Annotated in this window: 15 protein-coding genes and 1 pseudogene; 5 read left to right on the top strand and 11 right to left on the bottom strand. The window is 42.1% G+C overall.

What is annotated here, in order from left to right; all coding sequences use genetic code 11:
• Positions 1-2 precede the first annotated feature (2 nt).
• A complete protein-coding gene (locus R1T16_RS05205) occupies positions 3-953 on the top strand; it encodes an L-histidine N(alpha)-methyltransferase (RefSeq protein ID WP_317500021.1) in 951 nt (316 codons plus the stop codon).
• A 65-nt stretch (positions 954-1,018) separates the two neighbouring features.
• Here the strand turns inward: R1T16_RS05205 and R1T16_RS05200 are convergent, their stop codons facing one another.
• The 4 genes and pseudogenes from R1T16_RS05200 to R1T16_RS05185 all read right to left on the bottom strand — a co-directional run bounded on the left by R1T16_RS05200 (position 1,019) and on the right by R1T16_RS05185 (position 6,526).
• Positions 1,019-2,566 carry an aldehyde dehydrogenase family protein gene (locus R1T16_RS05200; RefSeq protein ID WP_317500020.1) on the bottom strand — a complete coding sequence of 516 codons (1,548 nt, stop codon included), beginning with the start codon at positions 2,564-2,566 and terminating at the stop codon, positions 1,019-1,021.
• A 195-nt stretch (positions 2,567-2,761) separates the two neighbouring features.
• A complete protein-coding gene (locus R1T16_RS05195) occupies positions 2,762-3,691 on the bottom strand; it encodes a magnesium transporter CorA family protein (RefSeq protein ID WP_317500019.1) in 930 nt (309 codons plus the stop codon).
• A gap of 155 nt (positions 3,692-3,846) precedes the next feature.
• Positions 3,847-4,386: a 3-hydroxyanthranilate 3,4-dioxygenase gene (locus R1T16_RS05190; protein ID WP_317500018.1), complete on the bottom strand. Its 540-nt coding sequence runs from the start codon at positions 4,384-4,386 to the stop codon at positions 3,847-3,849.
• Positions 4,387-5,489: 1,103 nt separating this feature from the next.
• Positions 5,490-6,526, bottom strand: a pseudogene (locus R1T16_RS05185) (endonuclease/exonuclease/phosphatase family protein).
• Between the two features lie 133 nt (positions 6,527-6,659).
• On the opposite strand from R1T16_RS05185, the gene R1T16_RS05180 reads away from it, so the two are divergent.
• From R1T16_RS05180 to R1T16_RS05170, 3 genes are all read left to right on the top strand, one after another.
• The gene (locus R1T16_RS05180; protein ID WP_317500017.1) at positions 6,660-8,999 is read left to right on the top strand and encodes a TonB-dependent receptor; all 2,340 of its coding nucleotides are present in this window, start codon (positions 6,660-6,662) and stop codon (positions 8,997-8,999) included.
• Positions 9,000-9,071: 72 nt separating this feature from the next.
• Entirely contained in the window at positions 9,072-9,428 is a 357-nt protein-coding gene (locus R1T16_RS05175; RefSeq protein WP_317500016.1) for a hypothetical protein, read from the top strand.
• A gap of 2 nt (positions 9,429-9,430) precedes the next feature.
• Positions 9,431-10,003 carry a choice-of-anchor J domain-containing protein gene (locus tag R1T16_RS05170; RefSeq protein ID WP_317500015.1) on the top strand — a complete coding sequence of 191 codons (573 nt, stop codon included), beginning with the start codon at positions 9,431-9,433 and terminating at the stop codon, positions 10,001-10,003.
• Positions 10,004-10,098: 95 nt separating this feature from the next.
• Here R1T16_RS05170 and R1T16_RS05165 read toward each other — a convergent pair whose 3' ends face one another.
• The 6 genes from R1T16_RS05165 to R1T16_RS05140 form a co-directional block, all read right to left on the bottom strand.
• Positions 10,099-11,373, bottom strand: a complete 1,275-nt coding sequence (locus R1T16_RS05165; RefSeq protein ID WP_317500014.1) for an MFS transporter — start codon at positions 11,371-11,373, stop codon at positions 10,099-10,101.
• 39 nt (positions 11,374-11,412) lie between these two features.
• Positions 11,413-11,640, bottom strand: a complete 228-nt coding sequence (locus tag R1T16_RS05160; protein ID WP_317500013.1) for a hypothetical protein — start codon at positions 11,638-11,640, stop codon at positions 11,413-11,415.
• A gap of 8 nt (positions 11,641-11,648) precedes the next feature.
• Complete coding sequence (locus R1T16_RS05155) at positions 11,649-12,242, bottom strand: TetR/AcrR family transcriptional regulator (protein ID WP_317500012.1); 594 nt, start codon at positions 12,240-12,242, stop codon at positions 11,649-11,651.
• A 138-nt stretch (positions 12,243-12,380) separates the two neighbouring features.
• Positions 12,381-14,246: an OmpA family protein gene (locus tag R1T16_RS05150; protein ID WP_317500011.1), complete on the bottom strand. Its 1,866-nt coding sequence runs from the start codon at positions 14,244-14,246 to the stop codon at positions 12,381-12,383.
• 20 nt (positions 14,247-14,266) lie between these two features.
• Positions 14,267-15,196: a type IX secretion system membrane protein PorP/SprF gene (locus R1T16_RS05145; RefSeq protein ID WP_317500010.1), complete on the bottom strand. Its 930-nt coding sequence runs from the start codon at positions 15,194-15,196 to the stop codon at positions 14,267-14,269.
• A gap of 95 nt (positions 15,197-15,291) precedes the next feature.
• Positions 15,292-23,667: a fibronectin type III domain-containing protein gene (locus R1T16_RS05140; RefSeq protein WP_317500009.1), complete on the bottom strand. Its 8,376-nt coding sequence runs from the start codon at positions 23,665-23,667 to the stop codon at positions 15,292-15,294.
• 164 nt (positions 23,668-23,831) lie between these two features.
• On the opposite strand from R1T16_RS05140, the gene hflX reads away from it, so the two are divergent.
• Positions 23,832-25,079 carry a GTPase HflX gene (hflX, locus tag R1T16_RS05135; protein WP_317500008.1) on the top strand — a complete coding sequence of 416 codons (1,248 nt, stop codon included), beginning with the start codon at positions 23,832-23,834 and terminating at the stop codon, positions 25,077-25,079.
• Positions 25,080-25,129: 50 nt separating this feature from the next.
• Here the strand turns inward: hflX and R1T16_RS05130 are convergent, their stop codons facing one another.
• The gene (locus tag R1T16_RS05130) at positions 25,130-26,866 is read right to left on the bottom strand and encodes a thiamine pyrophosphate-dependent enzyme (RefSeq protein WP_317500006.1); all 1,737 of its coding nucleotides are present in this window, start codon (positions 26,864-26,866) and stop codon (positions 25,130-25,132) included.
• Between the last annotated feature and the right edge of the window lie 30 nt (positions 26,867-26,896).

Below are 26,896 nucleotides of genomic sequence, written 5' to 3'. Positions count from 1 at the left end.
ATATGAACAAAACCATTATAAGCCACTTTGCCGAAGATGTCCTGGAAGGACTTTCTGCAAAAAAGAAGCACCTTTCTTCAAAATATTTTTATGATGATGCCGGAAGCCGCATTTTTGTTGAGATCATGCACATGCCCGAATATTACCCTACCGCATGCGAGTTTGAGATTCTTTCGCAGCAATCGGGCGAGATATTTAAAAAGCTGCATTTTGATGGCAAATTCAACATTGTAGAGTTTGGCAGCGGCGACGGTTCTAAAACACGCCATCTGCTAAAAGCGTTTCTTGACAAGGGAGGCGATTTTACATACATCCCTATTGATATTTCGCAGGAAGCAAATGATATCCTTAGAGATAACATGAAGCAGGCCCTGCCCAATCTTACTATCAAACCACAAACAGGTGATTATTTCGAAGTTCTTGACACACTTCAGGGAAGCAGCACGCCAAACTTATTCCTGTTCCTGGGTGGTAACATAGGCAACTACAAAAGAGAAGAAGCCCTGGAACTGCTTAAAAAGTTTAATGCAGGAATGAAAAAAGGCGACCTGTTACTAATAGGAATGGACCTTAGGAAAAACCCACGTGTTATACAACAGGCATATGACGATCCACATGGTATCACTAAGGCCTTTAATATGAACCTGCTGCAACGCATAAACCGCGAACTGGATGCTGATATTCAAATGGATCAATTTGATTTTTACTGCGATTACAGTCCCGAAACCGGCGAAGTGAACAGTTATCTTGTGAGTCTTAAGAAACAGCATTTTCACAGCACGGTGCTTAACACAACTTTTCATTTTGAAAAAGATGAACTGATATGGACTGAGCTTTCCCGCAAGTACAGTTTTACAGAGATTGAAGAGCTGGCAGCTGCTGCTGGATTTAAAGCCAGCCACAACTTTTTAGACTGCAAGCATTATTTTACAGATAGTTTGTGGGTTAAATAGCAGCAAAAAAGGCTGTCTTTACAGACAGCCTTTTTCAGTTATAAAAAACTTTAAGGTAAGATAAATTACAAATCAAATTTGATACCCTGTGCCAATGGCAGTTGTGTACCGTAGTTTATCGTGTTGGTTTGCCTTCTCATATACGCTTTCCAGGCATCAGATCCACTTTCGCGGCCTCCGCCTGTTTCTTTCTCACCACCAAAAGCACCACCAATTTCAGCGCCCGATGTACCTATGTTCACGTTAGCGATACCACAGTCTGACCCTGCCTGAGAGAGGAATAACTCCATCTCCCTCATATTGTTGGTGAATATAGAAGAAGAAAGTCCCTGAGGAACACCATTCTGAAGCTCGATAGCCTGTTCGATAGTACTGTACTTCATAATATAAAGTATCGGTGCAAACGTCTCTTCCTGAACAATGTGGAAATGATTTTCTGCTTCAATTATACACGGCTTAACGTAGCATCCGCTTTCGTAGCCTTCTCCTTCAACAACACCACCTTCAACGATAATTTTTCCACCTTCCAGTTTCGCTTTTTCGATAGCGTTAAGGTAATCATTCACCGCACCTTTATCAATAAGCGGACCTACGTGGTTATTGCTGTCAAGAGGATTTCCTATTTTCAGCTGGCCATAAGCATTCTTAAGTACTGCAACTGTTTTATCGTAAACACTCTCGTGTATAATTAAACGCCTTGTAGATGTACAACGTTGTCCTGCCGTACCTACAGCACCAAACACAGCACCTACCAGTACCATATTGATATCGGCGTGTTCAGAAACGATTATCGCGTTATTACCACCTAATTCAAGAATGGTGTTTCCAAAACGTTCTGCAACAGTTTTAGACACGTGGCGGCCTATTCTAGTAGAACCTGTAAACGATACAAGAGGTATACGTTTGTCATTGTTTATTAAGTCTCCTGACTCGTTACCTGTTACAAGACAGCTAACACCTTCAGGAATATCGTTTCTTTCCAATACCGTCCTGATAATGTTTTGGCAGGCAATACCGCAAAGCGGTGTTTTAGAACTTGGTTTCCAGATACAAACGTCGCCACAAACCCATGCAAGCATAGAGTTCCAGCTCCATACAGCTACCGGGAAGTTGAATGCAGAGATAATACCTACTACACCAAACGGATGCCACTGCTCATACATGCGGTGCATCGGCCTTTCGCTGTGCATTGTAAGTCCGTAAAGCTGGCGTGAAAGACCTACTGCAAAATCACAGATGTCTATCATTTCCTGAACTTCACCAAGACCTTCCTGAAGGCTTTTACCCATTTCATAAGAAACAAGCTGCCCAAGAGCCTCTTTATTTTTGCGTAGTTCATCGCCCATCTGGCGAACAATCTCACCTCTTTTAGGTGCAGGAACAAGTCTCCATGTTTTAAAAGCCTCTTCGGCTTTTGCCATAGCGGCCTGATAATCTGCTGCCGTAGATGCTTTTACTTTAGCGATTAGCGTACCATCTACAGGAGAGTACGATTCTATAATGTTACCGTTTGCAAAACTGCTGCTTCCGGTAGATGTACCATCGTTAATATCTTTTATGCCTAATTTTGATAAGGCTTCCTGAATTCCGAATTGGTCGGTAAGTATTGCCATTTAACTTTTCTATTAAAAATTGTTATATTTCACAAATGTATTGAATTTTGATTAATCCGTAATTTATATCCATTTAAATTAATTTTAAATAGATAATTAGCGGAGATTAACAAAAGCCCTTCAATTTATTTGAATTACATCGGCTTCTTTCTGCGCATCTGGAAATTTCAATATTTATTCTGTCCTGGAAATATCTTAAAACAAATTCTTTTTTCTGAAAAGTATCACCCCAATAAAAGAGAATAGCAGCGATACACAAAGAATAATGGCAAATCCGTACGGATTATCCTGTAAGGAGTTGGGTACATTCATACCATATAAACTTGCTACAAGCGTAGGTATCATCAATATGATGGATATCGAAGTCAGCCTTTTCATTACCACGTTAAGGTTATTGGATATAACAGATGCATAAGCATCCATCATTCCGGTAAGGATATTGCTGTAAATATTAGTTGTGTCCTGCGCCTGCTTCATTTCGATCTCTACGTCTTCCACCATTTCAGGATCAAAAGATTCCTTATGATTTTTCAGGTTTTTAATACGATAGAACAGCAGTTCGTTGCCTTTAAGCGAAGTAATAAAATATTCAAGGCATTTCTCCATCCTGAACAGTGCCTGAAGGTCTTCGTTGCGCACCGATCGCTCAAGGTTGTTCTCTGCCAGCTTAATACCCTGGTTTATCTGTTTAAGGTATTTCTGAAACCAGATGCTCGATGATAGCAACAATCTGAATACCAGCGAAAAATTATCGCCTACATTGATATTTTTGCGCTGCGAGTAGGTAACAAAATCTTCTATCAACTCATTTTCTACGAAGCATAACGAGATGCATACTTCATCATTAAAAATAATACCCAGCGGTGCAGTGGTATAAGGTAATTTAAGGTCGTCGTTTTTAAAGGGTATCCTTACCACGATAAGGCACCAGCCATCCTCAAACTCGATACGTGGGCGCTCATCTATATCTTCAATATCGTTATAAAATGCTTCAGGAAGTTTTAATTCTTCGAGCAGGTATGTTTTTTCTGAAAGGGTTGGGTTTACCGCACTTATCCAGATAGAATCAGCGTGAGTGGCAGCCGCAGCAATGCCTGTTGCGTTGTTTTTGTAGTACGTAATCATAAATGCATTCCAATGTTAGTTTGACAGGGAATGCATCTGGGCAGGTTCCCTATCGTAAATTAATTAATTCCCGATGATGATAATCGTCCATTAGTAGTTTAAAATTTGGTGCAAAGGTACTGCTTATGATTGTATTAAAGCTGTTGAGGTATAGTTTATTTTTTTTCTACATACCGGGCGTCAGCTTCCAGCACGTGCCCGCACTTAGTACACGTACGCAGTTCCTCCGAATTATAGAAGTGCTGAAAATGTGGTAAAAAATCTTTCTCAATGTTATGCAGCTCAAAAAAAACCTCATATAATTTATGGTTGCAATTGTCGCAGAACCACAACAAGCCATCGGTAAAGCCACGCCCGGCACGCACTCTCTCTATTACAAGCCCTATAGAATTCTCACCCCTCACAGGCGAATGCGGCACTTTTGCTGGGTGAAGGTACATATCGCCGGCAGTGAGTTCCATTTCCTTACGCTCGCCGTCTTCCTGAATTACAACTTTTATGGTTCCCTCAAGCTGGTAAAACAGTTCTTCAGTTTCGTTATAATGATAATCTTTACGAGCATTAGGGCCTGCGACTACCATCACGATATAATCGTCAGACAGCGGATAGATATTCTTATTGCCTACTGGCGGTTTTAGCAAATGGCGGTTTTCGTCTATCCATTTATTCAGGTTAAAGGGTTTCATGATGCCCATGAGAGAAGGTGTTTAAATTGAAGTACTAAGGTACGTACTTAAAAACAAAAAAATATAATAAATATCAGCAGTATGATTACACATATAGTCTAAAATAAATTATAGAAAGCCTAAGCTGCCGTCTCCTGCAGAAACTTATTTCAGAGAAAACAAACTCTCTTTTACTTTGAGAATAAAGTTAACCGTCAAATTTTCAGGGTTAACCTCAAAAATTATTCTGGTACAAAACGGCTTTATACATTTGTTCTGTACTTAATTGTAATAAAAAGTATAGTTAATCATTGGTTGGTTGGTAAAGTCCTGTTACAGCAGGCAAAAAAGAAATTTAGCACACAAATTCTGCAACACCTTGCTTTGAACCGGCGCCCTTACTGCGCCGGTTTTTTTTGCAATATCCAGGCTAAAACCAAATTAACCGACAGATTTTAAACGCTAACCTCAAAAAATTTCATGGTACAAAATCCCGCTGTATGTTTGCTTCAGATTTAAGATTGGTTGGTTTGATTTTATATGTCCAATGCTGCCCCCACAGCGGACATTACCAAACAGCATTTGCCCCCACAAATACTGTTACATAAAAAAACCTGTGCGTAATGGCACAGGTTTTTTTATACCGGTAATCGACAAAAACCTTCAGATTGTCTATACATTTCTTTTTTTCGGCTTTATGTTTTTTTACCTCTTGCTTAGACTTTACGTTTGTATAAGATTTATTAAGTTATTCTACTGTCCGTTACTGGCCCCCACAGTAGGACAACATACCCGCAAAGCCCCCTCAGCCCAATCTATATTAAACTCCCGTTTGCAAATCCGGGAGTTTTTCTTTTATAGAAATAAGCGGTTTACCGACACATTTACACCCCTGACCTCAAAAAGTTTTTCGTCACAAAAACCCACCGTATGTTTGCTTCAGATTTAAGATTGGTTGATTGGTTTACACGTTTGCTGCTGCCCCCACAGCGAGACAAACACAAAACAGTAATTTGCCCCCACAAAGAACTGTAAAACATAAAAAAAAGCTATACATAATGTATAGCTTTTTTTTATGCTCATGTGCTTACCCGAAATTAGTTGATGGGTTATTTAAACGCACAGGCTAAATCTCAATTGATTTGTTTTATCAAATACACATACACCGGAAAATGGTCGCTGTAGCCGGCTTCGCCATTAGTATTGCGTAACGGATAACCGCGATATCTGCCTGTAGGCTGACGTAGATACTCTTTATCAAAAACACCGGCTTTCCAATAACGGAAGGAACTATAATCTTTAGCGATCAATGATGGCGTCATTATGATCTGGTCAAACAGGTCCCAAGCATCTTTATAGGCAACGGTCCCTTTACCTTCCCGGGATAATGCATCCATTGGATTATAGAGTTCGCCGGGTTTCAGGTCATCCTTAAAACGTTTTGCCCTAAGCACCTTAGCGACGCTATTGTTGTAGGGACCATCGTTAAAATCGCCCATAGTTATGATCTTGGCATTTGGGTTAATCCGTGTCAATGAGTCAATAATCTTTCTATTAAGTGCGGCGGCGGCTTCCCGCATGGGGCTGCTTTTCTTTTCTCCGCCATAGCGCGACGGCCAGTGATTCACGATAAAATGAATTTCCTCGCTAAGAGTCCGCTCACGAGCAGCTGGTCGCGGGTAAAGAGTTTTGGTGACGGTTTTTTCTTAGTTCTCTTCCCGGCAGGTTTAGCTTCGGCCGTAAGACTATCCTTTATGATAAGCAGAATGTTCTTATAACTCACAGGCCTGAAAGCCGATTTTAAATACAGGAACCCAACATCAGTACCACGGCTGTCACGCGAATCAAAATGTACTATACCATAACCTTTTTCTGCCAGAACAGGCTGTTTGGTTAGGTCCTCCAACACGCGGCGGTTCTCGAGTTCAGCAAGGCCGATGATAGTTGGCGATCCGGTATTTTCATCGGTACCAATGTCTGAAAGAACTTTTGCAATATTAGCCAGTTTGGTTTTATATTTTTCTCCTGTCCATGCCTGTTCGCCTTTAGGCAGGTATTCGTCATCGCCATAGCCTGAATCGTTTATGGTATCAAAAAGATTTTCGGTATTATAAAAAGCAATGGTATGCACTTTAAACTGCTTCTTTTGAGCAGAGGCATTCCCAAACATAAAAAATGCCCATAGAACAACTGCGATTTTATACATGCAAGGTTTTTATAGCTGTTTTTAATCGCACTAAAGTAAATAATATATTTTATTATTCTATTTTTGAGCACCAAAACCAAATCAACACAATCCTTTAATGCGTAGACTGCTACTCATTGCTTTGCTGCTTCAGGCCGTAGTACTGCAGGCACAGCAAACGGCATCGGTACTTGCAAAAGTAATCGATTATCAAACACAGGAATCCATAACCGGCGCAACTGCGTCTCTTCAAAGCAGCGGGCGTGAAGTGCTTACCAATATTGATGGCTTTTTCGTGCTTGATAAAGTACCTGACGGCGATCAATTCCTAACGGTAAGCTTTACCGGCTATATACCACAAAATTTCAGCCTGAAAATAATTGACGGGCGAACGCTTGACCTTGGCATTGTTACCCTTGAAGAAGATATTACATCTGAAAAGCAGCTGGGGCTGATAACACTTACCGATAACGACCTTAGCGACGGCAGCAGCGGTTCTGAAACTTCTGCGGGATTGTTACAGGCTTCACGCGATGTGTTTCAGCAAACGGCAGCCTTCAATTGGGGAATGGCACGTTTTAAGATGCGCGGCCTTGATACCGAGTACGGTTCGATATTGATAAATGGCATTACTATGAACCGCGTTTATGATGGCAGGCCACAATGGGCCAACTGGAGCGGACTTAACGATGCCACCCGAAATCAGGAATATACTACAGGTACAACTCCCAGCGATTATACTTTTGGCAGTCTTTTAGGTACACAGGCTATTAATACAAGGGCTTCGGCATTTAGAAAGGGTTCACGGTTATCGTTTGCTGCAACCAACACTTACTACAATTACAGGGCAATGGGTACTTATGCTTCGGGGCTTAATGCTAAAGGTTTTGCTTATGTGGTTTCGGCATCGAGGCGCGGTGCAGATGAAGGTTATTTTGACGGAACCAATTATGGTGGCAATTCCTTATTTCTGGCTTTTGAGAAACGCTTTAGCGACAAACACAGCCTGAACTTTACAGCTATTTATGCACAAAGCGAACGCGGACGCAATTCGCCAAACACGCAGGAAGTTACCAATATTGCCGGAGTTAAGTATAACGCGTACTGGGGAAATTATGACGGCAACAAACGCAACTCCCGCGAAAAAGATGTGGAAGAGCCCATCCTGATGATGAATCACTACTGGAAGATTGATAACAAGACAACATTGAATACCAATATTGCCTATCAGTTTGGTAAAATCGGTAACAGCCGGCTGGATTACCAGTATGCTCCAAACCCTGACCCTACCTATTATACCAAAACGCCAAATTATTTCGACGATCCTGCCGAAGCTGCAAATGCACCGTTCCTTACACAAAGGCAATTAAACTGGCAAGCGATGTACGATAGCAACGGGCTTTCGCCTGATGGCAGGAGCAAATATATTCAATACGAAGACCGTACTGATGACAAAACGTTTACAGCAAATTCTATATTATTTACACGGCTATCATCGGCCGTTACCCTTAATGCAGGCGCATCTTATAAAAAACTCAAATCGCACAATTACCAAAACCTGACTGATCTTTTGGGAGGAAGCTACTTCCTGGACATCGACCAGTTCTACTACGGCGATTTTTCGCAGCCTGACCTAAATCACCCTAATCGGCAAGTAGGTAAAGGCGACGCCTTTGGCTATAATTATAACTTGTTTGCCAATGTGCTTGATGCCTTTACGCAATTCCGCTTCAGCTATAAAAAGGTAGATTTTTATTTGTCGCAATCCTTTAGCCGATCGGTATATCAACGCGAAGGTTTATACCGCACAGGCCTGTACCCCAACAATTCATTTGGCGAAAGCCAAAAGACCGCTTTTGAGAATTTTGGTTTCAAAGGAGGGTTAACGTATAAATTCAGCGGCAGGCATTTATTTGTACTTAATGCGCTGCGCCAGAGCAGGGCGCCGTCGCTTCGCAATACGTTTGCCAATGCGCGACTCAACAATTCGGTTATGGATGATATAAGCAATGAAACTTTATCTAACATCGATGCAGGTTATATTTTACGGATGCCAAAATTAAAAGCACGCTTTACCGGATTTTATACGACAATTGAAAATGCAGCAGAAACTTCATCATTTTATGGCGAAGGTGTTTTTGAAGGCGATGATGCTGATGCCTTTGTTGCCGAAAACCTGACAGGCATCAACAAACGTATGATGGGACTTGAACTTGGAATAGAATATCAGGTTACGTCAACTGTTAAGCTGATGGCCTCTGGCGCTCTGGGAAAATACACGTACAGCAACAATCCTAACGTTTCTCTTAACAACGATGCACTCGCCGTAATAAATGGCGACAATGGCAACCCGATAGCCGATCTGCCCTTGACCACAACCGATTTTGGCAAAGCTTACCTTAAAAACTACCGCCTCCCGGGTATGCCGCAACAGGCTGTTTCTATAGGTGCCGAATAACGTGACCCGAGTTACTGGTGGGTTGGCGCAAATGCCAACTATCTGGCAGCTAATTATATTGATGTTTCGGCATTGTTGCGAACACAGCATTTCTTTGAAAACCCCGATAGCCCGGGCAATGTATTTACAGACATAGACGACAACCGTGCAAGGCAACTGCTGCACCAGGAAAAGTTTGATGCCTTTTATCTGTTCAATGTAATTGGCGGGAAGTCATGGAAAATAGACCGTAAAATGTACCTTGGCTTTTTTGCCAGTGTAAACAACGTATTTAACAAGACTTATAAAACTGGCGGTTTTGAGCAGGCCCGCAATACCAATTACCGTGAGCTGAATAATGATACCGCTGACGGCACGCCATCATTTGGATCTAAATATTACTATGGCTATGGCCGAAATTATTACATCAACGTATACCTCAATTTTTAAAGATGAAACAGCTGCTTCAACTACTGCTACTTTCGGCTGTAATGACATTTATAGCTTGTGACGACGATACCTCGCTTCCTCTCTATACTTCGCTGGTATATCTTGAAGATTTTGAAAATGTTCAGGATAACACTATTTTAGATCTTAGCGGATTTACAAATGCTGCCAAAGTAGGCACCACTCTCTGGAATGAACAATTGTTTGACGGTAACGGCTACGCCGAATTTTTAAGCGAAACCGATTCTCCATCAGCCGCATGGCTCATAACTCCGCCTATAAATTTAGGCACGAAATCAAGGACACTGCATTTTCAGTCGGCGCAACACCATATGCCCCAGGAGGGGAGTTCATTTGAGGTTTTTATCGCTACAGATTATAACGGAACGGATATTAATACAGCGCACTGGGTTCAGCTTCAGGCAAAAACTCCCACAATATATACCGAATGGTATAAATTTATTTCGTCAGGAGAGTTGTCGCTTGCAGATTATTCGGGAACAGTACATATCGCATTCAGGGCCAGCCATGCTACAGCCGGAACCGGCTATTACATAGACAATATTAAGATATATTAAAAAAACCTGTAAGCTTAATAAGGTTACAGGTTAGTGTCTAAACGCAAATAAAGGCCTCTGCTGAATTATTTCTAATTTGGCGAGGCTTTACTTTATTAATGAGAAGCGATTGCTTCAGCAGGCACTTCTGCCCCATTGGGCTTTTTTTGTTGCACCAGCTTGTCGACCCTCGAAACAAGATAAATCGAAATTAATGTTACCGCAGCAATTACATAGCCCAAAGTGTCGTAATGCTCCAGCGGACTGGTCTTGGTTTGCTGCACCACGATGTAACCCGCGCTTACAGCTGCTATACCCCCTGCAATTTGCTGTAACGATGAGGTTATCGCCATATAAGCACCACGGTCTTTCATTTCAGGAATTCCGGTATTTAATGTGGTTGCAGGAATCATTCGGCTCATTACCCCCATAAACATTACCATATTGATAAGGATAACTTCCCACAGCGGTATGGCATGCAAGTTAGTATAGATAAGTATCGTTACGATAGATATAAGCGAGCCAGCACCAAACAAGCGCACTTTGCTTACCTTATCACTTAGCTTACCTACAAGGGGCATGATGAACAACACCGACAATCCCGTAAAGAAATATACCGTTGGCAAATCCGCCTGCGGGATACCGATATTATTGATAAGGTATGCGCTGCCGAAGGGCTGAAGCATAAACCCTCCTACCGAAAGGAAAGCGATGGCTGTAAAGCCTATCTGGTAGTTTTTATTGCTCAGCGTATGCCATAAGTGAAGGAACGGACTTTTGTCAGACTGTAGTTCGAGGTGTTTGTTTACCGGTTTCATTTTTATGATAACCGATACCAATGTCATTAGTCCTAAAACCGCGATCATAAGAAATGAGGAATGCCATCCCCAATGATTAGCACAATACAATCCGATAGGTATGCCTAAGATCTGGCTGGTCGCAAATGCCATCTGGATAAAACCCATAACGCGCCCTCGTTGTTCAATAACAAATAAGTCGGTTACGATAGCCAGCGATACCGACCCGATAACCCCACCAAATAAACCGGTCACGATTCGGGCAGAAAGCATTGTCCAGTAATTTGTAGCCAGAGCGCAAAAAACAGTGCCAAGGATAAAGCCCGTGTAAAAGAAGACAAGCAGTTTTTTGCGGTCAAATTTATCAGCAAAACCTGCTGCAAGCAAACCCGATGCGCCCGCGCTAAAGGCATAGGCCGATACAGTGATACCAAAGTTTGCCGTACTCATGTCAAGGCTCTTCATAAGAATATCGCCCAATGGTGAGATAATAATAAAATCAAGTATTATGGTAAACTGAAGTATTGCCAAAAGCACTATAATAAACTTTTGGTAAGAAGTAAAAGAAGGAATCTTTAATTTGTCCTGTTTCATTTTTTGATTGATGATTAATTTTTTTGATTGATAACTGAACTATAATTCGGCACACTCGTGGCCAAGATCGTTTATGATACTGATAATTGCCTGTGGTGTTAGTGTTGATGATACGATTCGCAATACACTGTCTGCGTCGTCTGTGTCTATGCTCCATTGTTTGATTGCAGGAAAGTTGTTAAGTAGTTTGTGTACTGTGCAATTGGGACATAGTTTGCCTATATTGGTCTTAAAAATATGGAGGTGGTCTGCTACTGTATCCATCATAGTTTAGTTTATGGTGTAAGCGCTTTAATTACCGGCTCAAAAGCCTGTTTCATTTTATCTTGGGTAAGGCTGAAAGGTTTATTGCCAAGGCTTTTTCCCTCGCGGTGAAAGTTGAGCAAAGTATATAGCGGGCCGTAAGCAATACTCCAAAAAACGTCAAGAGGCAGTTCTATAAGTTCATTGTTACGTATCGCATTTTTCATGAACCCGTCTAAAAGCTCCTTAAAATCATGCAATAGACCCGACTTCATTATTGCATCTGCATAAGGTGTATGTTTCATGGCTTCAAAGCATTTAACTTCTATAGGATTTGCTATTGCAAAGGCAGCGCGGTTTTCCCATTGTTTCCACAGCCCGTCCTTAAATGACATATCTGCCGAGAAATCTTTAATGGCTGTAGAAAAGAACCTTCCCCCTATCTGGGTGCCTAACTGTATAATAAGATCGTCTTTGTCTTTATAATAAATATACAGCGTGGCTACAGATATATTACACGCCTTAGCCAGCTTGTTCATACTGAAACCCTGAAGCCCGTCTTTTACGATCTGCTCTGTTGCTTTTTCTATAACCAGCTTTTCCTTATCTGCATCTCTCGTGCGCATGTATAAATCTTTGTGCAAATATACATTAATAAATGAACGTTCGTTCATTTATGTAGAATTTTTATAATTGATTTGAGTTATAAACAAAAAATCCTGCCCAATGGGCAGGATTTTGAGTATAGATATATTATCGAAAGATTATTTCTTAACGATAAGGAATTCACTACGTCTGTTTTCTTTGTGTTCCTCTTCTGTACAGTTGTCGCCACATTTAACCTTAGGCTCGCTTTCGCCATAACCCTGTCCAGAGATACGGTCTTTAGAAATACCTTTAGAAATGATGTACTGTACTGTAGACTTAGCTCTTCTGTTAGAAAGTGCCATGTTGTATTTATCAGTACCTCTGCTATCAGTGTGTGCTTTAACCATAACAACAATACTAGGATTAACTTTCATTGTTTCTACAGCTTTGTCAAGTTCAAATGCCGCTTCCCTTGTTATGTTGCTCTTGTTAAACTCAAAGTAAATTTCATTAAGAACAATTACAGGAGTAGTAATTGGCACTTCAATAGGCGTAAGGTTAGCATCAACGTTTACAGTACCGCCGTTTGTTTTAGCTATTGGGAAACTGTTGTTTTCATAACCCTGCATAGATGCCTGTACTGTATACGCCCTGTTACAGTCTACATTGTAAGTAACTTTTCCGTCAGGTCCTGCTGTTGTTTTCTCTATAACATTGTTTTTATCATCAAGGATAGAAACCGTTGCGCCAGAAAGAATTCTGCCTGTTTTGGCATCTTTAACGATAACGATAGCCTCGACACCACATACCGGAGTTGCAAGATAAAGTTTATCTACACCCGTACGGTTACTTGAGAAGAAACCAATGTTCTTAGTCGCATTAAAACTGAATGCGAAATCGTCTTTAGCTGTGTTAACCGGTGCCCCAACGTTTTTAGCATCGCCGCCTTTAGTAAAATCAATTACAAAGACGTCTAACGCTCCAAAGCCGTTTGGCCTGTCTGAAGAGAAGAACAATCTGTTGTCATCTGCAATGAACGGAAAATCTTCGTTACCGCCTGTGTTCACTTTATTACCAAGATTTACCGGCTCACCATAGCTGTTGTCTGCTTTAACCTCTACTTTCCAGATATCAAAACCGCCCATTGTACCTTCTCTGTCTGAAGCAAAATATAATGTTTTACCATCCTTGCTTATCGATGCATTTTTAGAAGACCAACGCTTGTCGTTGAAAGAAAGCAGTTTTGGCTCACCCCATTTGTCACCTTCTTTAACCGATTTGTAAAGGAAAACCTGACCTAATTTTAGGTTCATAGCCTTATCTCTTTCAAACTGTTTCTTTTCATTAAAGCTTTCGCTGTTAAAGTACATTGTTTTACCGTCTGCACTTAGCGCAGCAGGTCCGTCATGCCATTTGGTATTCAGGTCAGATACCGGAGTAGGCTCGCTGAACGTACCGTTAGCATTGTAAGTAGATGTATAAAGATCTAAGAAAGGCTGCTCGTTTGTACCATATTTCTTTCTTGCAGTGTTTCTTGTACTTGTAAAGTAAAAGCTATTGTCGTTTGCTAAAACACCACCAAATGATCCGTATTTGTCATCGTTGATGTCAAGTACTTTCTCATCGTATAATTTTGGCTGGCTCTTAAGCTTAGGCAGGTAGTTAGGATCCTGGTTAAACACAACCGCTCTTTGATCCTGTGGCGCAAGCGAAGCAAATTTTTTCATCTGAACGTTTGCCTCTTCATATTTACCTTCTGCCTTAAGCATTTGTGCATAGTGGTAGTAAATGTCAGCTTCCTGTTGTGTAGCAGTAGCTTTAGCATACCATGTCACAGCATTCTTTGAGTCAAAAATGTTGTAGTAGCTCTCAGCAATTTGTTTATAAACATAAGGCGTAGCCTCAAGTTTCTCATACTCTTTAGCAGCGTCAATATAATCAAGCTTTGCATACAGCTTGTCCGCTCTTTTTGTTTCTTTTGTCTGTGCTGATACTGCCATAGTAGCTAATACCAGTCCAAGTGTAATATATAAGTTCTTCATTTTCTTTAAGTCGCTTTAGATTAGAAATAACGTGGTGAACGTGATACTTTTTTAGGGAAGTTCAGGTCAAACAACAGTATGATCTCGTGAGATGCAGGTGTTGTTACATTAAGGTCAGATACGATGTGGTCGTAAGCATAACCCACTCTAAGGTTTGGAGTAATGGCAAAGTTTACCATACCGCCAAAGCTGTCGTCAAGCCTGTAGGTTGCCCCTATCTCAAAACGTTCAAAGAATAAGAAGTTTAATGATCCATCGATAGATGGCGATACATTGAAAGATGATTTAACCATAAACGATGGTTTCATCTTTAAATTATCGGTAAGCTGGAATACATATCCACCGGTAATGAAGTAATGTGATTCCTCAGATCCAAATTTTTGGTTGTTTGGCTGGAAATCAAGGTGCTTGCTTTTTAGCATGTTTGGAACCGATGCTGCAAAGTAATATTTGTTCGTGTAGTAAAAGAATCCTGCTCCTACGTTAAAAAACGTATTATTTACGTTTGATGAGAATGCCGGGTCATCAGCTGCAGGCACACGACCATCTCCAATATCGCTGAACAAACCTACTTTATGGAAAGTTGCCCCTGCTTTAAGTCCTAAAGCAAGACGGTGCTCACCACCAAGGTTAAGCGTATACGAGAAATCTGCGTAAGCATTAGTCTCATCTACAGGACCAATCTTGTCATTGATAACAGATAATCCAAGGCCTACATTCTTACCTACAGGGCTGCTCCCTGAAAAGGTCATTGTAGTTGGCGAATCTTCTATATCAACCCACTGCTTACGGTATAGCAATCCAAAAGAAAGGTTCTCTTTTGAACCCGCATAAGCCGGGTTAATTACGTTCATGTTGTACATGTACTGCGTGTAGTGTGGATCCTGCTGGGCAGTAGCGTCCACAAGGCCGCCAAGAGCCAGCAAGGCTGCAAAGTAAAGTTTCTTCATTTAATGTGTGTTTTGCTTCGTTTTCGTAAAAATATAAAAAAAAACAAATCCCCACTGCAAAGTGGGGATCTGAATCATTATTTTTTTAACAATTTTTATTTCTCTTCTCTATTGATATATACCCATCCGGTTTTTGACTCACCGTTTGAACGTTCAATCATATAGAAGTATGTACCTGTAGGGAGTTCGTCTCCGTTGCTTCCTCTACCTATAAACTCGTTTGTATAGTTAGATTTGCTATATACTTCCTGTCCGTAACGGTTAAATATCTCAAGTTTTCTTACGCCCAGGGCAGAAAGGTCAAACTCATCATTTTTACCATCACCGTTAGGAGATATACCACGAGGAATCATACATGTAGTGCTTAGTACTTCAAACGTGTCTGTGCTTACACATCCGCCATCTGTTGTAATAGTCACTGTATATTCACCCGCTGCCGGAGGAGCCATCTTACGATCTGTAGATGTAAATCCGTCAGGACCTGTCCATAGGTAAGTAGCGTGGTCAATATCGAATGAACCGTCTACATCTGTTACTTCAACATAGTATACGTTAGATTCACAGTCATCCAGGAATGCAAGATCTATTGCCGTAGTATCCTGAGTAACCACTACAGATTCTGTATGTATACAAGTACCTACTGTAACTGTTACCTCATAAGTACCAAACTCAGTGCCTGTTATAGCGCTTGAGTTAGTTCCTGTAGGAGAACCATTTACTGTCCATGCGTATGTTGCAGTCGCAGTATCAAAGTTAGCACCGCCTACCTGTATAGTTACGTTAGTAGCCAGACATGAAACATAAGGACCACCAAGGTTAAACTGAGGTGTAGGTATAATAGTTACATCAAAGAAGTTCTCGTTAGTACAAGCTGCGTTTTCTGCAGCTACAGCATATACATAGATACGCTGCGATGTAGTAATCGTTTCACCTGCACTTAACGGAGTACCTGTCCCGCCTGTAGCTGTAAAGTAGCTGTTACCGGCACTAAGTGCAGGAAGAACATAGCTATCACAAACTGTTTCATTACCCGGAGCATCAGCTACAGGAGAAGCAGTAATAGTTACTACAAAACTTGTTTCAGCAGAACAATCAGTTGCGCTTGCCTCATACACATAAATAGTTTGTGTAGTAGATACGACATCGCCAGCATCTAAAGCCGTTCCTGTCGCACCCGCTCCTGTGTAGTAGCTTTGGCCTGCAGGAAGTGCAGGAAGCACATAACTGTCACAAGCATCCACACTTGTAATAGGATCAAGCTCAGGACGAGGATTAATCGTTAACTCAAATGAATTTTCTGCTGTACACGCTGCAAGCGTTGGCGACACAGCATATACATACATAGTTTGTGTAGTTGAAGCTGCACCTGCAGGAATAATATCACCACCGTTATAAGCGGTACCTGTTCCTCCAGGTCCTGTATAGTATGTGTTACCCGCACTTAGAGCAGGAAGCGTATAAGGACCGCAAGAAACAACATCATCCGGATTATCCGCAACAGGAAGTGCCACAACAGTTACTGTAGTTGATTTAGTATCAATACAAGCGCCTTTTGACACTGTTACCGCATAAGTACCCTGATCAGTAACAGTTATAGAAGCTGTATTCTGCGCAATAGGGTCTCCGTTAAGAGTCCATTCATACGTCGCTGTAGAAAGGTCTTCACCAGCATCCGGAGTAACAGTAATAGTTGCAGGTGAACCCGCACATACAGACTGATCTGCAGTTACTGTAAACTTAGGAGGAACATTTGACACGATAGCCTGGAATGACCTTGTAATGAAACATGGCTGACCGGCTTTCATGATCCTAACCCATACCGTAGTTGTAGCTGTTGTTACAAAAGGAGCAGGAAGAACGTTTGTACCTCCGTCTATGGCATCCTGTTCTGTAGCATAGAAAGCAAATGTGTAATCTGCCATCTGGTCTGCAGGGAATGCATTGGCAACCGCTTCGTTAAGATCAAAAGATACATCTTCGCCATTTCCACATTTAGAAATATTCACAGGATCGTTTGCAGGAATAATCTGCTCCTGTACCCTGATTGCAAAGTTACTTTCCCTAACGATAGTGTTACCGTTACAAAGAACGTAAGAAGCACGAGCTGTCATAGTAGTTGTACCTGTTTCAAGGGCACAAACTTCGATTGCAGGAGTAGTGCTGAAAGGCTGTCCATCTTTTAACCATTCAAAAGTAGCAGTAGTATCACCGTTTGGTGTAAATCTCCAAGCTTCTTCTGTAGCTGTCCATGCACCTGTATTTCTTCCCGGAGGAGTAAAGGCAACAGTCCCGGCAGCATTTTGAACACCGATAAGACCTACGCCGCTCTGCCAGTCAGTACATGGTACTCTTCTCTTAACATATACTTCGATAATGTTTGTAATTTCATACATTACTATCTGATAGCTTTGCGCTCCAATTGTAGCGTTGTTATTACAAGCACCACCAAATTGCGCTAACTCATTAAAACTAACAACAAGTGCACGGCAAGGATAGTTACCCAATACCTGATAGTTGATGTTAGGGTGAGCAAATGCATTTGTTATACTTGGATCTGTATCCTGGTATACACCATAAATAGCATTCCTTTGCGGGAATGTTGCATTAGGTATAGTCTGGCTGAAAGCATATCCGCTAGGTCCGCCTGAAGGCTGGTCTGCGTTAAAGCTCACCAGTCCGTTTGCACCTACCTGAGCTGCATTATATACATCTCCCATGAAACAGAATTCAAAAGGAAGTACAATTTTTGGACCCCAGATATCATCCACGCCTACAGGCATAGAAGTACCGCCTAATGTAGGGAATGGTGGAGAGAAAGGAATGCTTGTTACTTCATAAGAAGTAGTTTCCGCCGCTGCAGCGTAGTAGCTGGCAGAGAAGTCAACACATAGATTTTCTCCAGGACATATTACATACTCTGTATCCGGTGCAATAACCTCAAGATCTAAATCTACAACTGTGACGTCGGCACAAGCCGGTGGTGTAAAGTCAGAGAATTTAAGAGGGCCTGACCAGTAGCTCTTATCTGTATCGCTACAAATAGACCTTACATAATACTCATAAGGAGTATTTGGTACAAGATTTTCTACGATCAATGAGTTTTCATTAACTATAGTGGTACCTGTAGGCGCAGCAGTTGGGAAACCAGCTCCCTGTGTCTGAACCTTAACTTCCCACTGTGTTTCTGTTCCGCCAGGAGTCCATCCAAGCTCTGTAGTACCAGGTGCATTTACAACACTTTGGCTTACAAGGTTTGTAGGCTGAGGACATGTAACAGTAGAACAGATAGCAAGACCTGTATATAGTATAGTATTCTGATCTGAACTTACAGTACCGCCAATTCTTTGGTACACTGTTTGTCCGTTGAACGGATTAACTATCTGAAGACCGGTCTGGTTAGGATTTGTTCCTCCAGGATTCCAGAATACTTCATAAGGAATACCTTTACAAAGCGGTAAAGATACTGTCACAGGACCACCTCCGGTGGCTAACTGAGGACCAAGAGTTCCTACAAGTATACCGCTTTGAGTCACTGACATGGTGTTACCCTGCCATCCGTTATTTCCAGAATCAGTAAGTATGAAGTTTACGTTACACTGGTCTACAATCTCACATACATTTGTATGGAAGGCAAATGGACCACTCCAACGGCTCTTATCGCCAGGGGCGCAAACAGATCTTACATAATATTGGTACTGAGTACCCGGCTCAAGACCTCCGTAAGGATATCCATTAGTTGGTGCAGCTGTACCTACGGTATCTGTACCCGGTGCAGGACTGCCCGTTGTTACAACATAAACTTCCCATGCATTAGCTGTTCCTGCCTCTGTCCATCCGAGAGTTGCCGTAGTCATACCGATACCTGTAGCGGTAAGTGCAGTTGGTTTAGGACACGTAAGCACTTTAATATCTATGTTATCAACAGCTGCAGGAGTAGATCCCGTAAATCCATTGTTAACCCACTGGAATACAAAACGCTGTGTTGTTCCGGCCTGTGCAGCCGTAATTGGCACTGCATAGCTTGCATTTTGCCAGTTTACGCTTCCAAATAAGTTAGCCGTAGTTACAGCAGTACTGCTTCCCGCAGGAATAGCCGTACCGGCAACAGGGTTATAGCTTAATGGAACCATTACCACCTTAAGGTAATCTGCAGCTTCGCCAACGTTTTTCCAGTCAAAAGAAAGGTCAAGGTTAGTTACACCCGCAGGAATTACGATATCTCTATATGCATGAACAGTAGATGCAGATGCATTGTTATAACTATGTGTTACACCATTATCACTAGAGATATAAAGTGATTGTGAAGGACTATTGAATGTTGCGCCTCCTACAAACCATTTATTAGGCTGTGTTCCTGTAGTGTATGTAAATGCAGGATTGCCAGCACCGTCAAAGTTTTGTACGTAAGGAAGCGTAGCAGGAATTTGAGGAGTATTGAAGTTAACCGGGCCAATCCAGAAGCTTGTTCCGTCAGAGCCGCCACAATTACTTCTTACCCATATATAATAGTTAGTAGAATCAGGAAGTCCTGATAATGTAACTGTTGGGTTTGTAACATATCCTGTAGGTACAGTACCTGCAACAGGAGGTATTGGGCTCGTAGTAAGGAAGTAGTCATATCCTGCCGGTGCCGGTGCCGGTGCTGTCCAGCTAAATGTAGCATTTGCAGCATCTATCGTACCAGATACAAGCGCTGTAGGAGCAGCACATGTAACTACCGAAAGGCCAATGTTATCCACAGCAACAGGAGGCTGAGTTCCGCCGCCGCCGTCATTCTGCCACTGGAAGATTACTCTTCTTACTGTACCATTCCATGCTGCAGGAGCAGGAACAACAGCATTAACTGTAGTCCAGCTGCCATTAACCTGGTAGTTTGCGCCAACAGCTACAACACCGTTTGCGGCAGAAGGAGTTATCGTTGTTCCAGACACAGGAGAGAATGTCGTAGGAGCTATGAATACTTTTAGGTAATCCCAGTTTGCTTCACCAACACTTTTCCAGTCAAAATTTAACAAGATTTGTCCGGAAGCAATAGTTGCAGGAAGCTGGATGTCCCTGTATGCCTGAACAACACTTGTTGTGTGTGCATACGCATTTGTTACACCATTATCGTTAGTAATATACATAGACTTGGTAGGGCTGTTGCTTACAGCTGTGCCTACAGCCCACTTATTAGCTTGTGTACCATTAGTAAATGTATAACCTGGGTTATCTGCACCATCAAAGTTTTGAGCATAAGGCATAGCAGCAGGTATCTGCGGCGTGTTGAAGTTTAATGGGCCAATCCAGAAACTTGTTCCGTCTGTGGCGCCACAATTACTTCTTACCCAAACATTGTAGTTTGTAGAATCTGTAAGACCACCTATGTTAGCCGTTGGGCCAGGCACGTTACCACTTACAGGCGTAGTTGCTGTAGGAGGCGTAGCCGTTGTAGAAATATAGTAGTCGTAACTTGCAGGAGCAGCCGTAGGAGCTGTCCATGATACAGTAGCAGAGTTTATTGTAACTGCGTTAAGCACTAACGCACTTGGCGCAGGACATGTAATAACAGAGAACTCTATGTTATCTACCGCTGCCGGAGGAGGAGAACCGCCACCGCCGTCATTCTGCCATTGGAAGATAACTCTTCTTACAGTATTATTCCATGCAGCTGGCGAAGTAACAACGTTATTAGAAGTTGTCCAGTTAGCGTTTGCCTGGAAATTAGCTCCAACAGCTACGACACCATTGGTTGCATCTGGAGTAATTATAGTGCCAGGAGTTGGAGAGAACGTAACAGGAGCAATGAAAACCTTCATATAATCCCAGTTATTTTCACCAAGGCTTTTCCAGTCAAATTTAAGAAGAAGCTGACCAGATGTTACAGTTGCAGGAAGTTGAATATCCCTGTAAGCATGTATTATACTTGTAACGTGGTTATAAGAGTTAGCAGTACCATCTGCAGAAACATATAAAGAAGATGCAGGGCTATTGCTTGTGGCAGTGCCTACAACCCATTTGTTAGACTGTGTTCCGTTTGATAGCGTAAAACTGTGCGCACCAGAATCAAAGTTTTGTGCGTAAGGCATAGGAGCCGGAACCTGAGGAGTGTTAAAGCTAACAGCACCTGTCCAGAAACTTTTATCAGCATCACTACAATGAGATCTTACCCAAACATAGTATGTAGCAGACGCTGTTAAAGGAGAAATTGTAGCCGAAGTTCCTGTTACGTTTTGAGTAACTGGTGTAGCATCCGTTGGTGCTGTAGGTGTTTGAGACACATACACATCATAACTAGGAGGCGTAACCGTTGTTGGCGCTGTCCAGTTGATAACTGCCTGAGCAGTAGTAAGTGCGCCTATAGTAAGCGCTGTAGGCTGAGGACAAGTAATAACTTTGAATACGATATTATCTATGGCAGCAGGAGGATTAGAACCTGCACTGTTGTCATTTGTCCATTCAAACACGAGTTTCCTTGCTGTACCTGCCCATGCAGCCGGTGCAGTAATTATATTGTTTGACGTTTGCCAGTTGTTAGAAAGGTTTCTAAAAGTTCCTACCTCTGTACCATTTGCAGCAACGATAGCTGTACCCGGTGCAGGTGTGAAAGAATCCGGCACAACCCATACTTTAACAAAGTCATATGTGCTTTCGCCAAAACATCTCCAGTCAAAAGAAAGGCTGAGCTGATCTACAGTAGCCGGCATCTGGATAGTCTTGTAAGCATGAACATATGCTGTAGTACCGTTTGCGTAAGCGTTTGTTACTCCGTTATCGTTAGATATGTAAAGTGATTTAGTAGGGCTGTTACTTACAGCAGTGCCTACAAACCATTTATTAACCTGAGTTCCGTTAGCAAGTGTCATGCCTCCCGTATCAGCTCCGTCAAAATTCTGGATGAAAGGAAGAGCAGTAGGTACCTGGCTTGTAGTAAACAGGAATGGGCCAGCCCATATACTGTAATTACCGCCTACACAAGCTTCTCTTACATAAAATTCGTAAGTAGTTGCAGGAACTAAAGCAGCTCCGGCAGTTGTAGTAGTAACTGTATTACCTGTACTTGTAGAAACTACAGTACCTGTAGATGGAAGTCCTGCGCCCTGAGGCTGTACCGCCATCTGCCAAGACGTTGCGCCTGCAGTTCCCGGAGTCCAGCCTAATATAGCAGATGTACCTGTTACACCTGTAGCATTACCTGCTGTAGGCTGAGGACAAAATACCTGCTGAATTGTAAGCTTATATCCTGTAGTTTGAGGAGAACCATTTGTAGAAATTACAATGTAATATGTAGTACCAGATGTCATTGCAAAAGATGCAAGGTTTACCGGAGCCGTAGCGGTAGCAGTACCACCACCTATACATGCACTGCCAATATTAGCACAGCTGCTGTATATAAACATACCGGCGGGGCCTCCTGTATCGGTAAGCGTAATGCTAAAGTTACCTGTAGCAGTAGGGGTATAAGCATAAACTACATCGTTTCCTGCAAGATAATTACCGGTACTGTTACAGCCTGTACCCGCGATACCTTCATAAAAGTCGCTATAGTTAGATGTGTTATCTGTAGTACTATAGTTTCCGCCAGGAATAACAATTGGCGATGCACACGTTTCTCCTAAACACGATGTCTTGAAGAAAACAGGCCCTATCCAGGGACTTTTTGAATCACCACAGTTGTTACGCACATAAAACTTATAATCTGTACAAGCATTTAATCCACCTGCCACATAAGGAAGCGCTCCAGAGTATGAAACACCTGTTTGTGTAGGCGTAGCTGCCGCAGGAACCACTTCGATATCCCAAGACGTAACACCAGTGCTTGTCCAGCTAAGGTTTGCACTGTTTATTGTTTTTGAAACAACAACACCATTTGTTGGAGCAACACATGCTGCCGCAACTTTCACATCATCAATGAACCAACGATCTTTATCGAGACCTGTCATCATGAACGCAATACGAACATTCTTTCCTGCCCATACAGCCGGAAGCGTGATCGTTTTTTCTGCCCATGCAGCCTGATCAGGATTGATCTGTAATTCAGTGTAAGTAGCAAGTAAGTTTGCTGTTGCTGCAAAGTTATCTACAGTTACATCGGCAGGAGTACTGCCCGCAGCATATTCTGCAATGTAAATTTTGTAGATACTTCCCTGGTCACCATTAATTGTTAATTTTGACTGGAATGATAATTCACCATTCGCAGGAACATTAAACAATTTGGTAACAAGCCAGTCCGCAGGAATGGCACTACCCGGCGCTACAGCTTCTTTGTTAAGATAAGCTGAGTGCCCGTCTCCGCCGAAAGGCGGCTGCTGAAGATTTCCCGGAATAGTTTGGATCCAGGTTACGTTAGGACCGTACTGATTGATGACTTTCCAATCTGGCGGTGCAGCAGGTGTGCCTGTCCATGCAGCATCGAAATGCTCCACAGCCAGCTGTGCATGCGCAAAAAAAGACATCAATGATACTACGATCATTAAAGTAATTTTTTTCATAGTTTATAGTTTAGCTAAATTTAATCTCCAAATTTAAAAAAATATAACATATACGTAACAATTTAGTGAAATTTAACATATTTTCTATAAAAGCCCGTTTTCAGCGGTTATTTTAAAAATCTTGTCCCTAAATTTTTGTAATTTTACATTTTTATAACAAAATTATGCTTGAAAAAGAGACGATTAAATTCGAAAAGACCATCTTAGCCGGAGTCATTACACAAAACCAAAGTGAGGAGAAATTAAACGAGTATCTAGATGAGCTTGAGTTCTTAACCTTTACGGCGGGCGGAGAAGTAATAAAACGATTTTCGCAAAAAATGGAACGCCCTAATCCAAAGACTTTTTTAGGTACAGGTAAAATTGAAGAGATCAACCTATATATAAAGGAGAATAATATTACAACCATAATTTTTGATGATGAGCTTACACCCGCTCAGCAAAAAAATATCGGACGTATATTTGATATTAAAGTCTTAGACCGTACTAACCTTATCCTTGATATTTTTGCGCAGCGTGCACAAACATCTTATGCCCGTACCCAAGTGGAATTGGCACAATACCAGTACCTGCTGCCAAGGCTTAGCGGTATGTGGACCCACCTTGAACGCCAGCGTGGTGGTATTGGTATGCGCGGTCCCGGTGAAACAGAGATCGAGACTGACCGCCGTATCGTACGCGATCGAATAGCATTACTCAAAGAAAAAATAAGGACTATAGACAGGCAAATGTCTGTACAGCGAAGCAACCGTGGCGCCATGGTGCGTGTTGCTCTCGTAGGGTACACTAATGTGGGCAAGTCTACGCTTATGAACGTGATAAGTAAAAGTGAGGTCTTTGTAGAAAACAAGCTTTTTGCAACGCTTGACACCACTGTTAGAAAAGTAGTTATCAAGAACCTGCCGTTCCTGTTGTCTGACACTGTAGGTTTTATACGAAAACTGCCTACACAGCTTATCGAGTCGTTTAAAAGTACGCTGGACGAAGTGCGTGAAGCCGACTTACTGCTGCACGTAGTAGATATTTCGCACCCGGAATTTGAAGACCATATTGCATCTGTTAACCAGATCCTTCAGGATATTAAAAGTATTGACAAGCCTACAATTATGGTATTCAATAAGATTGATGCTTACAAACCGGAGACGATTGCAGAAGACGATCTTATAACAGAAAGGACGACGCGCCACTATTCTTTAGACGAATGGAAAGCTACGTGGATGAGCAATGTAGGCGAAAAAAATGCATTGTTTATTTCGGCTACAAGCAAAGAGAATTTTGAAGAATTCAGGGAGAAAGTTTATGAAGCTGTAAGGGAGATACACATTACACGCTTTCCTTATAACAAGTTCTTGTATCCTGATTACAAAGAAAACTTTGCAGAAGAAAAAGAAGTTGACAACTCAGACGAATAAAACACAAAAGCCATCCCTAGAGATGGCTTTTTTTATATCCTAATTTTGCGTTATAACAAATCGTTAAGATGTTTATAATTAGCCTTTACCGTTTCTAAAACCTCATCCATTCTACCTCCCAGGATAAGCTTACCCATGCTTATCGTCATGCCTTTTACCTGCTCCCACTCAATTTTAGGAGGCATGGCAAGCGACGCAGGATTTGTCATTACATTTATTAATACAGGCCCTTCTGTTCTAAAAGCTGTCTGTACTATTTCTTTAAGCGCTCCCGGGTTATGCACAGTAATTCCTGTAAAGCCCATCGCCTGGGCCACAAGGGCAAAGTCAGGGTTTACCATATCGGTCTCGTTGTCTGGAAGCCCCTGCACTTCCATTTCAAGTTTTACCATACCCAGTGCCCTATTGTTAAATACGATAAGTTTTACAGGCAGGTTATATTGTTTTATTGTAGCCAGATCACCAAGCATCATAGAAAGTCCTCCATCACCACACAGTGCAATAACCTGTTTATCAGGATTGCTTAGCGATGCCCCTATAGCCATAGGCATTGCATTAGCCATGGATCCATGGTTAAAAGACCCAAGCAGTTTTCGCTGGCCCGTTGCATGCAGATAGCGTGCGCCCCAAACACAGCACATCCCGGTATCTACGGTAAAAATAGCATCGTTGTCTGCGAGTTCATTTATAGTGTGAGCAACAAACTCAGGCGATATCTTATCAACGCTGCCGGAATCTTTTACGTATGTTTCCAGATGCTCTTTTACGTGTTCATACAGTTTTAGCTGTGACATAAGGAAAGTGTCATCTTCCTTTTTATTGATAAGCGGAAGCAGCGCTTTTAGAGTATCATCAATTTTTCCGCAAAGCCCCATTTCAAGTTTTGCTCGCCTGCCCAGTTTTTCAGGCTTATCATCAATCTGGATGATCTTGTTTTTAAGCGGCATAAAGGCAGAATAAGGAAAATCAGTGCCCAATAGTAATACAACATCGGCTTCATGCATACTGTGGTAGGCAGACGGAAGACCAAGAAGCCCGGTCATACCCACTTCAAAAGGGTTATCGTATTGTATACCCATTTTTCCTCGGAAGGAATAACCGATAGGCGCGTTCAATAATTTTGCAAGCTGGATAACCTCATCGTGTGCTTCGGCAGCACCTATGCCGCAAAAAATAGTTACTTTGGCTTTGCTGTTAAGGGCATCGGCCAGTAAAGATAGTTCACCGTCTGACGGTCGGATTACGGGGTTATTCCTGTAATTGTACATAGCAGTAACGCTTTCTTCGGCAGGAAGAGCAGACACATCTCCGGGAAGCCCTAAAACTGCCACCCCTTTGTTATGTATGGCGTGCTGTACTGCCGATTGCAGCATTCTTGGTGCCTGTGCCGCTGTAGATGCCACTTCATTATAACAAGAACAGTCATCAAAAAGTTTTATCGTATTGGTAGACTGAAAATAATCTACTCCAAACTCTGGTGTATTTATGGTAGATGCAATTGCAATAAGCGGTGCTCCCGTGCGATGTGCATCATACAATCCGTTTATAAGGTGTACGTGCCCCGGCCCGCAGCTTCCTGCACAGCAGGCAAGCCCGTCAAGTTCTGCCTCAGCCGCCGCCGCATAAGCCCCCGCCTCTTCGTGGCGCACGTGTATCCATTTTATCTTTCCGCTGCGTCTTACAGCGTCGTTTAATTCATTAAGGCTGTCGCCCGTAACTGCATATATTCTTTTAACGCCATTTTCTACCAGCATCTCTACAATCTGGTCGGCTACTTTTTTTGCCATCTCTGTAGTATTTAATTTACTGTAAGTTAC

Origin of the sequence: Flavobacterium sp. DG1-102-2, assembly GCF_033042555.1 — a bacterium.
Classification (GTDB): Bacteria; Bacteroidota; Bacteroidia; order Flavobacteriales; family Flavobacteriaceae; genus Flavobacterium.
The sequence above is the reverse complement of the archived record's forward strand: the minus strand, read 5'-3'. Positions and strand labels throughout refer to the sequence as shown.

Bases quoted from the DNA above. Each gene is read 5' to 3' on its own strand.
- R1T16_RS05145 (WP_317500010.1), bottom strand. From the start codon at position 15,196: ATGAAGAAACTTTACTTTGCAGCCTTGCTGGCTCTTGGCGGCCTTGTG.
- R1T16_RS05165 (WP_317500014.1), bottom strand. From the start codon at position 11,373: ATGAAACAGGACAAATTAAAGATTCCTTCTTTTACTTCTTACCAAAAG.
- R1T16_RS05160 (WP_317500013.1), bottom strand. From the start codon at position 11,640: ATGATGGATACAGTAGCAGACCACCTCCATATTTTTAAGACCAATATA.
- R1T16_RS05205 (WP_317500021.1), top strand. From the start codon at position 3: ATGAACAAAACCATTATAAGCCACTTTGCCGAAGATGTCCTGGAAGGA.
- R1T16_RS05200 (WP_317500020.1), bottom strand. From the start codon at position 2,566: ATGGCAATACTTACCGACCAATTCGGAATTCAGGAAGCCTTATCAAAA.
- R1T16_RS05155 (WP_317500012.1), bottom strand. From the start codon at position 12,242: ATGCGCACGAGAGATGCAGATAAGGAAAAGCTGGTTATAGAAAAAGCA.
- R1T16_RS05190 (WP_317500018.1), bottom strand. From the start codon at position 4,386: ATGGGCATCATGAAACCCTTTAACCTGAATAAATGGATAGACGAAAAC.
- hflX (WP_317500008.1), top strand. From the start codon at position 23,832: ATGCTTGAAAAAGAGACGATTAAATTCGAAAAGACCATCTTAGCCGGA.
- R1T16_RS05150 (WP_317500011.1), bottom strand. From the start codon at position 14,246: ATGAAGAACTTATATATTACACTTGGACTGGTATTAGCTACTATGGCA.
- R1T16_RS05140 (WP_317500009.1), bottom strand. From the start codon at position 23,667: ATGAAAAAAATTACTTTAATGATCGTAGTATCATTGATGTCTTTTTTT.
- R1T16_RS05180 (WP_317500017.1), top strand. From the start codon at position 6,660: ATGCGTAGACTGCTACTCATTGCTTTGCTGCTTCAGGCCGTAGTACTG.
- R1T16_RS05170 (WP_317500015.1), top strand. From the start codon at position 9,431: ATGAAACAGCTGCTTCAACTACTGCTACTTTCGGCTGTAATGACATTT.
- R1T16_RS05195 (WP_317500019.1), bottom strand. From the start codon at position 3,691: ATGATTACGTACTACAAAAACAACGCAACAGGCATTGCTGCGGCTGCC.
- R1T16_RS05130 (WP_317500006.1), bottom strand. From the start codon at position 26,866: ATGGCAAAAAAAGTAGCCGACCAGATTGTAGAGATGCTGGTAGAAAAT.